This window comes from Pandoraea iniqua, assembly GCF_902459685.1.
Classification (GTDB): Bacteria; Pseudomonadota; Gammaproteobacteria; order Burkholderiales; family Burkholderiaceae; genus Pandoraea; species Pandoraea iniqua.
In genome coordinates, this window is record NZ_CABPSF010000005.1 from 340,151 (window position 1) to 353,786 (window position 13,636).

A 13,636-nucleotide genomic window follows, 5' to 3' on the forward strand; every position below is an offset into this window, starting at 1 on the left:
AACAACGTTACCCCGGCGTGTGAACGACGCGATGTCGAACTTGCCGGCGGTGACGCGCAGTACGGGTGTGAGACGCCTGCCCGTGCCGGCCCTATCCGGGGTCCGGCGCGGGACAGGGGCCGACCCGGCCGGCATGACGGGCCCCGCTGGGGTTCGCCTTGCCCGGCGTACCACGCGGGGGCGACTAACGAAATAAGGGCACAAAAGGCATATGGCGGGGGATCTCGGCAACGAGCGTGACAATCACGGCCACAATGCGAACGATCTTGCCGACGAGCTGGCCAATTTTGGCAGCCCGCGGCGGCGTTGGCGCGTGACGGCGCGTCTCGACGAACTGTTTCGCACCGTTTCCCTGTATGCCGTGCCTGTCGCGATCATGCTGGTCTCGGGCATCGTGCTGCTGTTTCAGGACAGTCAATATGCCGTGCGCGGCGCGACGCCGCTCGCGTTTCAGGCACTGGGCGATCTGCCCGCCACACTAGGTCCGCCGATGGTGCAGAGCGCCCTCGAGCGCGCACCGAACGTCGATCAATACAGCACGCATCTGTCTGAGACGCCGGTATGGTTTCGCGTCACCGTGCCACCGGTCGACGACGTTCAGCACACGGTCATCGAATTTCCTTCGCGCCACGCACAGACGTTGGCCTGCTGGCGCAATCCGGACGCTCCGGCCATCGGCCGCGCCGATCGCAGCGATGTGAGCGGCGCGTTTCGTGTGTCGAAGGCCGGTTTCGCCATCGATCTGGGCCAACTGAGCGCACCGGTCACGCTGCTTTGCGAAGGCACTTTCTCCGGTCCGGCACACCTGGCACTCGTCGCGTGGCCGGCCAGCGAACTGCGCATCTCCGAAAAGGAATTTCATCGCAGCAACGGGCTGCTCGAAGGCGGTCTGCTCACGCTCTCGGCGTTCGTGCTCGTGACGGCCATCATCAACAAGGAATGGCTGTACGTGCTGTTTGCCGCGTGGCTGATCGGCAATCTGCGTCTGGCCGCGAACTCGCTCGGCGCCGACACCCAATGGCTGGAGCGCGCCATCCCCACCGAATGGGACGCGCTCGTGCGCAAGGCGACGTTCGCTATCTATTACGTCCTCACGTATTCGCTCTTCACGCAACTCTTCAAGCGAGAGCTGCGCCGCGTCGGCATGAAGTGGCTCGTGATGATTCTCCAATGGGCCGGTGTCGTACTTTGCTGCGCAGCCATCGCGCTGCCGTATGCGCACTTCATCCCCGTGCTGTGGGCGGTGGCGGCGCTGGGCATCGTGATCGTGCTGTTCCTGCTGGTGCGTATTCTCGTGGCCACGCGCTCGCGGGTGGCGATCTGGTACAGCGCGTCGCTGGCCATCGTGCTCTTCGCGACGTTCTCGGAAGTGATTGCCGCCGCGTTCAACGCGCGGGCACTGTCGACCGCGCTCAACAGCGTGACGGCGGCGCTGTTCTCGAGTCTGATGGCGGCGCTGGCGATCGCGGAGCAGATGCGCGCCGAGCATCAGGGCAAGCTTGAAGCGCAGGCGGAGCTACGCAATGCGTACGACGTGACACCGGTCGGCCTCTTCACGCTGAACGATCAGGGCAACTTTGTGCGTGGCAATGCCGCGCTGCATACGATGCTCGGCATCCCGGGCACCGAGGGCCGCACGTACCGCTGGGATCAGTTCTTCGGACAGAACACCTGGCGCATGCTGCTCGACGTTGCGCAGCACAGCGACGAGTCGGAGCTGGAAATCTTGTCGTTGCCGCGCGATGACGGCCGCACCAGCCGATATCTGGTCAAGGCGATCTTTGCCGACGGCCGCATCGAGGGTTCGTTGCAGGACATCACCGAACGCGCCCGCACGATGGAGCAATTGCGATATCTGGCCGAGAACGACCCGCTCACGGGTGTCTCGAACCGGCGCGGCATCGAGAAGTCGCTGGGCGAGGCGATTCGCACGCTCTCGGACGCGCGGCCTGCGGCGCTGGCCTATCTCGATCTGGACCGCTTCAAACTGGTCAACGATTTGTTCGGCCATGCGGCCGGCGATGAAGTCTTGCGTCAGGCGTGCGACCGCATGCGCTCGCGCCTGTCGGCCGACCAAAGTGTCGGGCGCACCGGCGGCGACGAATTCATCGTGGTGTTCCGCGATGCCACCATCAAGGAAGCCGCCGCCGTCGCGCGCCGGCTGGTCGATGCGATTGCCGGCGAGCCGTATCAGATTGGCGAGCGCGCATTTCAGGTGCGTGCGTCGGCGGGGGTGATCGAACTGACCACCGACATGCGCGTGCCCGATGCGATCTCATCGGCAGACCGCGCCTGCCGCGAAGCCAAGAAGAGCCGGCGCGAACTGGTTGTCTACGAGCGCGGGGCGGCGGCGTTTCGCGAGCGGTTGGCTGAATTGCGTCTCATCGACGCGCTTGACGCCGGCCTCACGCCCAACACGCTGTTTCTGGAAATGCAGCCGATCATGGAGATGGCCGCGCCCGGCGGCTCGCTGAATTTCGAGGTGCTTCTGCGCATGCGCGACGGCGAGGGCAATATCGTGCCCGCGTCGCGCATCATCAGCGCGGCAGAAGAGAACGGCACGATCGGCATGATCGACAAATGGGTGCTCACCAACACGCTCACGTGGATCGACTCGCACCGCGAGCGGCTGTCGAAGACGCAGTTCGTGTGCGTGAACCTTTCTGGTGCATCGCTCAACGACGAGCATTTCATTCGCGATATCTTTGCGACGCTGGCGGCGCATGAGCGCGCCGTCGGGCTGTTGTGCATCGAGATTACCGAGACGGTGGCGCTTCACGATCTGGACAATACGCGTCGTTTTGTCGACCGCATCCATCAGATGGGCGGGCGCATCGCGCTCGACGACTTTGGCGCGGGCTTCAGTTCGTTCTCGTATCTCAAGGATCTGGCCGTCGACGCGATCAAGATCGACGGCGCTTTCGTCAAGAGCATGGCGGCGCACCCGGCCAATCTGGCCATTGTCGAGGCGATCGTCGCGCTGGCCAAGAATCTGGGTATTCGCAGCGTGGCGGAGTGGGTGGAAGATGCCGCGACGCTCGAAGCGCTGTCCGAGCTGGGCGTCGATTACGTGCAGGGCTTCCTGATTGCACGTCCGCAGACGCCCGAAGCCATACTCGCCGCCGAATCGGCCGCGAGTTTCGTGCGCGACCCGCAACTCGCCGCTTTGCTCGTCGAGCTGGGGCAGGCGTACTACCCAAGCGAGCGCGGCAGCACAGCACTGCACTAAGCGCGCATCCGAAGCGCGCATACGAAGCGCACATCCGAAGCATTTCCACCGGCCCGATTGCACGTATTTCGCGCAATGATTTATTTCCGCGAAGTTTCATTTCCGGGCCTCTCCAAACCTGCCGATTTCTGCGCAAGCCCCTCAGAATGGGGCTTTGCGCTGTCAAGTGACCTCCACAAAATCGTCATCAGCGCGTAACCCATCGTAAGAATTCCACTTGGGATAAATCTTGTCCCGCGTAGAGAACGGGTGGCAGAATTTGTTCATCGACGCGACTGGAAATAAATCCGGTTCATCGGTGGCGGTTTCTGCGGGCGGGGATGAGCGCGGAGTGGGACGGCACCGGCGATCGGCGACACGATCGACGCGCGAGAGGCAACGGGGTTAGGACCGTGTACATCCACGAGATGTGCGCGGCGCGACTAGTAGACCTAACCAAAAAAACGACAATGATTTCGACACTGCTCAAACTTCTGTACCGTCACAGCCATGCTGCGAAGTGGCGGCACAACGAGCGCCTGTGGCCGCACGCGCAGATCGTGCGCGACGCGACGGGTGTTATCGAGCGCTTCACGTGGCGGGGCCGCAACGTGCCGCTGGCGCGCCGCGCCGAGTTGCAACAACTGCGCCGGCTGCCTTGCCACATCGTCGCGAGCGGCCCGTCGGTGGCCGACATCGACTACAACGCACTGCCGATGCATCACGTCATGGGCGTGAACGGCGCGATTGCGCTGGTCGACCGCGCACCGGTGAAATTCAATTACTACTGCCTGCTCGATGCAGGGTTTGTGCGCCAGCGTCCGGATCTGGCGCGCCGTATCGTGGCGCGCGACCTCGTGCTGTTCGTCACGCCGGTGGTGCTGGCACGTCTGCTCGAAACCTATCCGATGTCGGCGTTCGGCTGCCGCTTCTATCTGGTCGACGACATTTTCAAGCGCGGCATGGAAGCGGTGCGCACGCCGGCCGCCTTGCGCGCCAACCCGCGCGTGGCCGCCAGTGCCGCGTTCTTCGGCGACGACAGCCATCTGGGTTACAGCTTCGACATCGACAACGGCTTCTTCCACGGCGGCACGGTGGCTTACTTCGCGCTGCAAGTGGCGACGTGGCTCGGTTTCTCCGAACTGTATCTGCATGGTGTCGACCTGCGCGACGCTGCGCAGACCCCGCGCTTCTACGAAACGATGCAGTCGCGTGCGCCGACGCGCCTCGACGCGGAATTCGCCGACCTGATCGAGCCGTCGTTCCGGCAGGCGTCGGAAGTGCTGCGCTCGCGTGGGGTTCGTGTGGAGAATTTGTCGCGCGAGAGCGCGCTTGGCGACGACATTTTCGCCAAGGTCGACTGGCGCTCGCTGCGCCGCCGCAACCTCAGTCTGGTCGTGCCGGGGGATGTCGTACCGGCGTCGCTCGCCGACGTGGCAGGGGTGCCGGCCGCGCCGACGTTCCGGCCGACGGGCACGCACGGTCACAAATAATGGAATGACGTCCGGCGCGGGGCTCCCGCGCCGCGCCGCCACCATGTCACCCCAGTGACATAATCGTGTCGCAATTGGGCCAAGAAGGCCGCCACATCACGGTCTACCTGCTACAATCGCTCTCCGGGTTTTCCTGAAGCATGAGCGATTATGGGGTTTGGCTGGTTCGGACTGTCGACGTTTTGGTTGCTGGCGTTGTGCTGGCCTGGCGTACGGGGTCTGCTTGGCGGTGAGATACGACTCTTCGGCCCCGGCACCCTGCGTATGCTCCTCGGTGTTCCGCTCGCGATGGTGTCGAGTGCGACGCTTGCCGCACTGACGGGCGGCGACAATCCCAGTGCCGGTGGCAGCATCGGCCAATCGTTCTCCCACGGTTTACAAGTCACGCTCGGCGGCACGCTCGCCATGGGCGTCGCTGGCTTTGTCCTGTTGTTCTCCCTCCCGCTTGTCTTCGGCACCACTTGGTGGGGCATGTTTGCGCGCGCGCGTCCGGGCAGCGCAGAAGACGACGAGGAAGGCGATGCACCGCAGGGCTCGCGCTTCGGATCTAGCTTAGGATCCCGCTTAGGCGCGCAATTTGGCTTCGGCGGCGATTCCCGTGCGGACACGCGTCACGAGAGCGGCTACGGCACACGCAGCGAACCGACCCGGGGTCTGTCGCAGATGACGTTCGACGTGCCGGAGCGCACCGATCGCACCGATCGCTTCACGCCGACGGTGGGGCAGGGCCATCACAACGTTGGCAGCCTGACCGAAGAACTCGTGCCGCGCCGCCGCGGACTCTCCGCGCAACCCCCGTGGAAACTTTCCGACGAAGAGCGTGCACGGCTTGACGCGATGCAGCCTCCACCGCCGACCGTGCGCGGTGCCGGTCGTGCCGAGCCGTCGTTCCGGCCGACCCCTGCGGGCGGTACCCGTCCGGTGTTGCCGCGTGGTGCCTATGCCGCCGGAACGAGCCGGGGCGACACGCTTCGCATGACCGAATTCGTGCGTACCGAACCGGGCGCACAAGCGGCCGGGCAGGGGCAAGGACGTCCGGCGCCACTGGCCGGCGCGTCACGCTCGCCGGCGACGATGGCAAAGACGGCGGCAACGACGGCGACCGCGACCGCTGCGGTCACACCGGCATCTTCCGTCGCCGCCACCGAGGCAGCCCTGCACTCCACGTCGATTGCCGGGACGGCCGCATACCGCCGCCCGGTCGGCACGGCACCGGCGCATTTGCGCGGCACGATCGTGCGCAGTCCTTTCCGCAAGCCGCAACTCGGTCTTGAAGACATGCCGCCGCGTGGCGCGCAACCGGCGCCTTCCGCGAATCCGGGCAACGCATTGCCGGGATCGAAGGCGGTGGAGGCATCGGCGCCGGTGTCGGCTCCCGCGCCCGTTTCCGCGCCCGTGTCCGCACCTGCTACACCCACGCCAGTGCCGTCGCCGTCGAAGGCAATCACCGCTGCGCCGGTCGCTGCCAGAGGGACCATGCAGGGCGCGGCGTCTTGGTCGGCCTCGCATGCGGCGACGCCGATGTCTGCTGATGTCTCCGAATTCTCACCGCTGCCGTTGTCGGCACACGCGGATGGCATCGCCGCCGCCGACACGTTCAGCGAACTCCCCGATGTTCCCGTTATTCCCGAGGTGCCACCGGGCCCTACGCCGGAAATGATCGCCCGCGAGGTCGCCGCCCGCGCAGAGGAAGTGGCGCGTCAGCAGGCATTGGCAGTCTTGCGCGAAGAGGCCGAAGCGCTGCTGCGCGACCTGCGTTCGTGGTCGTCGGGCGATGCGCCAGCCGCTGTTGCACAGAGCGTTCCGGACGTCGTGCCGCAGCCGCCCGCCGACGAGACGCATGCGTCTGACGTTCCGGCGATGCCGGCAACACCGGCCGCAACCCATGAGTACGTTGCACCGGTGAGGCAGGTGGCGCCGCCACTGGCGCCTGAACCGGCGCCTGAACCGGCACCGGCACCGGCACCGGCACTCAACGCGATCTCGATCTCGGCACCGAACACCGCTACCGCTGCGCCGACGCCCGAAGTACCACGTCGTCCGTTCGTATTTGCGGACGTATTGGCGAGCGTCAGAATGACCGATAGCCGCGACGGCGACGTCAGCGCAAGCGACATCGGTAGCGGTGTCAATACGGCCATCGACGCGGCTGCCGGCACTGACACTGAGATCTACGACAACACCGACGCCGCCCTCGAAGGGGAGGGGAGTGCCGTCGAAGCACTCGTCGCGTCAAGGGTGATGGAAGCTGAAGCGTCTGAAGACGCGGCAATGACTGCGCAGGTGCCTGACATACACGACGCGTCGCCGGACAGCACCATAGCGCCCGATGACGACGATCTGACCGACACGCAGCACAAGCCGCATTACGTCTTGCGCGCCGACGGCACGTGGGCGCGCACGGATGCCGCCGACGCAGACGGCGAGCCACCGTTCGACGTAGTGCCGAGCTTCGCCCCGGCCCCCGCTATTCCGTCGTTTGCGAGCTTCGCAGCGCAGCCGCCTGCCGAGCCGCCCAGAGCCAACTTCACGGACGACACGCCCTACGAAGCACCCCCGCCGCGTGTGGCCGTCGATTACGATCTGCCGTCGCTTGACGAACTGACGCCTGCGGTCGCCGTGACCGATGTGGCGCATGAAATCTCCGAAGAAGCGCTCGCGGCCGTCAGTCAGTTGATCGAACAACGTCTTGCCGAATTCAAAGTGCCCGTGACGGTGGTCGGCGCATCGGCCGGGCCGGTGATTACGCGCTTCGAAGTCGAACCCGCCGTGGGCGTGCGCGGCGCGCAGGTGGTCGGGTTGATGAAGGATCTCGCCCGCGCGTTGGGCGTGACGTCGATTCGTGTTGTCGAAACGATTCCGGGCAAGACGTGCATGGGGCTCGAGTTGCCCAATGCCAAGCGTCAGATGATCCGCCTGTCCGAGATTCTGGCCGCACCGGTATTCGACGCGCATCCGTCGCGTCTCGCGCTGGCGATGGGCAAAGACATCACGGGTGAGCCCGTCGTGACCGATCTCGCGCGTGCGCCGCACTTGCTGGTGGCCGGCACGACCGGGTCGGGCAAGTCGGTGGCGGTCAACGCCATGATCCTGTCGTTGCTGTACAAGGCGACGCCGGACGACGTGCGGCTCATCATGATCGACCCGAAAATGCTGGAATTGTCGGTCTACGGTGGCATTCCGCATTTGCTGGCACCGGTGGTGACCGACATGAAGCAGGCCGCCCACGCGCTGAACTGGTGTGTCGGCGAGATGGAAAAACGCTACCGTCTGATGTCGGCACTCGGGGTGCGTAATCTGGCCGGTTACAACGAAAAGATCGCCAACGCGCACGCCGCAGGCCAAAAGGTCAGCAACCCGTTTTCGCTCACGCCCGACGCACCCGAACCGCTCGATCGCCTGCCGTTCATCGTCGTGGTGATCGACGAGTTGGCCGACCTGATGATGGTCGCAGGCAAGAAGATCGAAGAGCTGATTGCGCGTCTGGCACAGAAGGCGCGTGCCGCCGGCATTCACCTGATTCTCGCGACGCAGCGCCCTTCTGTGGATGTCATCACGGGTCTGATCAAGGCCAACATTCCCACGCGGGTCGCATTTCAGGTGTCGTCGAAGATCGACTCGCGGACCATTCTCGACCAGATGGGTGCCGAATCGCTGCTGGGGCAGGGCGACATGCTGTTCCTGCCGCCGGGCACGGGCTATCCGCAACGGGTGCACGGTGCGTTTGTGGCCGACGACGAAGTGCATCGAGTCGTGCAGCACTGGCAGCAATACGGCGAACCGGAATACGACGAAGCGATTCTGGCGGGCGATCCGGCCGATGCCGCGTCTGCCGATCTGTTCGGCGAAACGTCTGCCGATGCCGAAGCCGACCCGCTCTACGACGAAGCGGCCGCCTTCGTCCTCAACACGCGCCGGGCGTCGATCTCCGCCGTCCAGCGCCAATTGCGCATCGGTTACAACCGTGCGGCGCGCCTCATCGAGCAGATGGAAGCGGCCGGGCTCGTCACGCCGATGGGCCGCAACGGCACGCGCGAAGTGCTTGCGCCGGGCGGCACCGACTGATCTTCCCGATCTTGCAACAGATGCGCTCTGCGCGAGCGCATCTGTTGCATCACACATCTCCTCACCTCGCCCTCGTGCCCGTATACGGTGCAAAACGGTGCAAAAACGATCACGCGCGTCGTGATCGCACGCTGCTAATCGCCGTCGCTTACAACTCCCTTACGACCCGCCATCCGAGTCGAATTCTTTCGCACTCCGTTCTGACCTGCGGACACGCGCCGTACATGGCGCGCAAAAGAAAACCCCTTCGAAACCCGCATGAAATGGGGCTTGCTTCGCGCAAACCCGCATCACCGTAGGGGTATTCCCGTCTTTGCGGGCAAAACTCAGGAGTCACATAATCGGCGCGCTAGGTTGGTCGTTCGAAGCGTGCTTTACGGTATCGCCCTGACACGAAATTACAAGACCGGGGCGGTGCGGCGGGGTCAGAACGAACTCGTGAATCGCGCCTCCCACGGCAGGGCCTGCGACAAGGATAAGCGCCGAAAGAAAGCGTCATATCGAAACGCATCGCACCGAAGGAGACCCTTATGCAATTCCGATTCAAGCTCATGGCAGGCGCAGTCGCGTTCGCCATCTCCGCTACCACCGCATCGCTGGCCGTCGCCGCCGACCCGATCAAACTCGGCGTGTCCGGGCCGTTCACCGGCGGTTCGTCGTCGATGGGCGTGTCCATGCGTGACGGCGTGCGTCTGGCGGCTGCCGAAATCAACAAGTCGGGCGGCGTGCTGGGCCGCCAGATCGTGCTGGTCGAGCGCGACGACGAAGCCAAGAACGAGCGCGGTGTGCAAATCGCCCAAGAGCTCATCAACAAGGAAAAGGTTGTCGCCACCGTCGGTTACATCAACACCGGCGTCGCACTCGCCTCGCAGCGTTTTTATCAGGACGCCAAAATTCCGGTGTTCAACAACGTGGCCACGGGCACGGTGATCACCGACCAGTTCAAGGCGCCGCAGTATCCCGACAACTACGTCTTCCGTAACGCCGCCAAGGACAGCATTCAGGCCCCGATGATCGTGGAAGAAGCGATCACGCGCCGCGGTTTCAAGAAGCCTGCCATTCTGGCCGACTCGACCAACTACGGTCAGCTCGGTCGTGAAGACTTGGAAAAGGCGCTCGCCGCGAAGGGCATCAAGCCGGTCGCCGAAGAGAAGTTCAACATCAAAGACGTCGACATGACGGCGCAGTTGCTCAAGGCCAAACAAGCCGGCGCCGACGTGATTCTGACCTACGGTATTGGCCCGGAACTGGCGCAGATCGCCAACGGTATGGCCAAGCTCGGCTGGAAGCTGCCGATCATCGGCAGCTGGACGCTCGCGATGGCGAACTACATCGACAACTCGGGCGCGAACGGCGAAGGCGCCCGCATGCCGCAGACGTTCATTCAGGAGCCGAACACGCCCAAGCGCAAGGCCTTCATCGACGCCTATCTGGCCATGTTCAAGCCGAAGAACAACCGCATCGACTCGGCGGTTTCGGCAGCGCAAGGCTATGACTCGGTCTACCTGCTGGCGGCTGCCATCAAGCAAGCCGGCGGCACCGATGGCCCGAAGGTGCGTGCCGCACTGGAAGACCTGAAGGCACCGGTGGAAGGCGTGGTCACGACCTACGACCGTCCGTTCTCGCATGACGACCACGACGCCATCACGGCCAACATTCCGGTGTTCGGCGAAGTGAAGGGCGGCCGCGTCGTGTACGCCTACGACACCGACCTGAAGGCCGGCAGCAAGGTCCGCGAAAAGGTAGCCGGCAAGTAAGCCCGGCGGTACTCGACAGGCTGCACCCAGATGCAGCCCTGACGGGTGACCCACGGCGCGCGCTGCCCACGACCCAAGCCCACGGGGAACACTCGGGCAAACGGTCCGGCGCGCGCGCCGTTGCCACACCCGCGGCCTGCCGCCGGCACTCGGGACCGGCGTGAGGCTCGTGATCCGTATGCCTCCCGTGCATCACTCGTAGGCTCGCACTCGCGAGAGAGGACCGCATGACCATCCTGATTCAACTCATCTTCAGCGGCATCGCGCTGGGGATGATCTACGCCGTGATCGCCTTCGGTTACCAACTGACGTTTGCGACGTCCGGCACCCTGAACTTCGGCCAGGGCGAAGCGCTGATGCTCGGCGCACTGGTCGGCCTTACCCTGGTCGACACCCTCGGTCTCAATTACTGGCTGATGATCCCGATCGTGTGCCTGTTCGGCCTCGTGCAGGGCGCGTTCGTCGAGCGCATCGGCGTGAAACCTGCCTTACGCATCAAATCCGAATTCGGCTGGATCATGTCCACCATTGCGCTGGGCATCATCTTTCGCAACGTGGCGGAAAACGTCTGGGGCCGTGACGATCTGAAATTCCCGTCGCCGTTGCCCGAAGCACCGGTCAGCGTGCTGGGCGCCAACGTGCTGCCCATGGAAATGCTGGTCGTCGTCGGCGCCTTGCTGATGATGGCAGCCGTCGAATTGTTCAACCGCCGCTCGATCTACGGCAAGGCCGTGGTCGCCACGGCCAACGACCGCGACGCGGCCGGCCTGATGGGGATCAACACCAGTCTCGTCATTACGTTCTCGTACGCGTTGTCGTCGATGGCGGCTGCGTTTGCGGGCGTGCTCGTCGCGCCGCTCACGCTCACCGGTGCCACGATGGGCGCAGTCCTCGGGCTGAAGGCGTTCGCGGTGGCGATCATCGGCGGGCTCTCGAGCGGGATGGGCGTGCTCGTCGGCGGTCTGATTCTCGGCATTGCCGAGACGACCACGGCGTTTTATGTGTCGACCGGCTACAAAGACGTGCCGGGCCTCGTGCTGCTGTTGCTCGTTCTGGCCGTGAAGCCGGCGGGCCTGTTCGGCAAGACCGCGATCAAGAAGGTGTAACCATGACCGCACAGACCACCACCTCCCGCGAGGCCGGCGATCTCGGCGGCCTGCGCATGACCGCCAAGCTTGCGGGCATCGTCGGCATTCTCGCGCTGTTCGGCTTTCCGCTGGCCGTCGGCAATCCGTATTACATCCACATGATCGAGACGATCATGATCTACGCGATCCTGCTCTTCGGGCTGGATATCGTCGTGGGCTACACGGGGCAGGTATCGCTGGGCCACGCCGGCCTGTTCGGTATCGGCGCCTATGTGGCGGGCGTGTTCTTCGCCAAGCTCGGGCTGTCGCTCTGGCTGGCACTTCCGGCGGCCATTTTGGTCACGGCGGCGTTCGGCGCGATTCTCGCGTTGCCTGCGCTGCGGGTGATCGGGCCGTATCTGGCGATGGTGACGCTGGCGTTCGGCACCATCATCCAGATTCTCATCAACGAGATGGACTTCCTCACCTCGGGGCCGCTCGGCATCAAGCTCACCAAGCCGCTCATCGGCGGGCATCCGATCGATGAAGTCGAGTACTACTGGCTGGTGGCGGTATTGCTGCTGCTGAGCATGCTGGTGGCGCACCGCATCCTGAAGTCGCACCTTGGCCGTGCCTTCGAGGCGCTGCGCGACTCGCCGGTGGCGTCGGACTGTATGGGCGTGTCGGTGTATCGCTACAAGGTGTATGCGTTCGTGATCAGCGCCGGTTTCGCCGGTCTCGCAGGCAGCCTCTACGCTTACTCCGAGCAGTACATTTCGCCGAACACGTACAACTTCGAGCTGACGATTCTGTTCCTGCTCGCCGTGATCATGGGCGGACGCAAGACGCGCAGCGGCTCGCTGCTGGGGGCGGCCATCATCGTGCTGCTGCCGCAGTTGCTCGACGACATCGCCACCTTCCGTATCGTGGCCACCGCCATCGCTGTGATCACCACGGGTGTCGCCGTCACCGCTATCGCCCGCGGACGCACGAGCCTCGCCAAAGCAGCGGTGCCGATCGTCGGCACGATCGCACTGGCGAGTGTGACCTGGTGGCGCGACAACATCACCGACTGGCGTCTGACGATTTTCGGTCTGATGATTCTGTTCGTCGTGTACTACCTGCCCGATGGCATCGTCGGCTTCCTGCGTGCCAAGGTGATGAACCGCCGCCGTGCGCATACGGTCTCGGCGGCGCAGATCGACGAAGGGGCTGCGAGTGCCACCGATCCGGTGCTGGCGGCGGCCGGCAGCGGCCCGGAAGAGTTGCTCAAGGTGCGCCAGCTGCTTATGCAGTTCGACGGGCTCAAGGCGCTCAATCAGGTTGACCTGACCGTCAAGCGCGGCACGATTCACGGCCTGATCGGCCCCAACGGCTCGGGCAAGAGCACGATGATGAACGTGCTCACGGGCATTTACGTGCCCACGGCGGGCAGCATCGAATTCGCCGGGCAGTCGCTGGCCGGTCGCACGTCGGCAGACATCGCGCTCTCAGGCGTGGCGCGTACGTTCCAGAACGTGCAGTTGTTCGGCGAAATGACCGCGCTTGAAAACGTGCTCGTGGGGCTGCATCACACGTTCGACTCGACGCTGGTCGATGTGTCGTTGCGACTGCCGCGTTACAAGCGCGAAGAGGGCGGCGCCCGCGCCCGGGCGATGCGGCTGCTGGAGTTCGTGGGGCTGGCGTCGCTGGCCGACGAGGAAGCGCGCAATCTGCCGTACGGCAAGCAGCGTCTGCTGGAAATTGCACGGGCACTGGCGCTCGATCCGCGTTTGCTGCTGCTCGACGAGCCCGCGGCCGGTCTCACGGCACCCGATATTCGCGAGCTGCTCGCGATCATTCGCAAGATCCGCGATCACGGCATTACGGTCATTCTGATCGAGCACCACATGGACGTGGTCATGAGCACGTGCCAGACGGTCTCGGTGCTCGACTTCGGGCAGAAGATCGCGGAAGGGCTGCCGGCACAGATTCAGGCCGATCCGAAGGTGATCGAAGCCTATCTGGGCGGCGCAACGACGACTCACTGACGCGCGCCATGTCACG

At 64.4% G+C, this 13,636-nt stretch carries 6 protein-coding genes; all 6 read left to right on the forward strand.

All coding sequences use genetic code 11. From position 1 onward, the window contains the following. The first annotated feature begins 211 nt into the window (after positions 1–211). The 6 genes from PIN31009_RS19180 to PIN31009_RS19205 all read left to right on the forward strand — a co-directional run bounded on the left by PIN31009_RS19180 (position 212) and on the right by PIN31009_RS19205 (position 13,620). Positions 212–3,229, forward strand: coding sequence for a putative bifunctional diguanylate cyclase/phosphodiesterase (locus PIN31009_RS19180; RefSeq protein WP_150685562.1), 3,018 nt, complete (start codon positions 212–214; stop codon positions 3,227–3,229). 449 nt (positions 3,230–3,678) lie between these two features. Continuing rightward, entirely contained in the window at positions 3,679–4,701 is a 1,023-nt protein-coding gene (locus PIN31009_RS19185) for a hypothetical protein (protein ID WP_150791294.1), read from the forward strand. A 264-nt stretch (positions 4,702–4,965) separates the two neighbouring features. Further along, positions 4,966–8,766 (forward strand): FtsK/SpoIIIE family DNA translocase, encoded by a 3,801-nt coding sequence (locus tag PIN31009_RS19190; RefSeq protein ID WP_246185747.1) that lies wholly within the window; start codon positions 4,966–4,968, stop codon positions 8,764–8,766. A gap of 530 nt (positions 8,767–9,296) precedes the next feature. Next, complete coding sequence (locus PIN31009_RS19195; protein ID WP_150685559.1) at positions 9,297–10,523, forward strand: ABC transporter substrate-binding protein; 1,227 nt, start codon at positions 9,297–9,299, stop codon at positions 10,521–10,523. A 227-nt stretch (positions 10,524–10,750) separates the two neighbouring features. After that, positions 10,751–11,629 (forward strand): branched-chain amino acid ABC transporter permease, encoded by an 879-nt coding sequence (locus tag PIN31009_RS19200; RefSeq protein WP_058378854.1) that lies wholly within the window; start codon positions 10,751–10,753, stop codon positions 11,627–11,629. 56 nt (positions 11,630–11,685) lie between these two features. Further along, a complete protein-coding gene (locus PIN31009_RS19205; protein WP_150791325.1) occupies positions 11,686–13,620 on the forward strand; it encodes a branched-chain amino acid ABC transporter ATP-binding protein/permease in 1,935 nt (644 codons plus the stop codon). Positions 13,621–13,636: the final 16 nt, after the last annotated feature.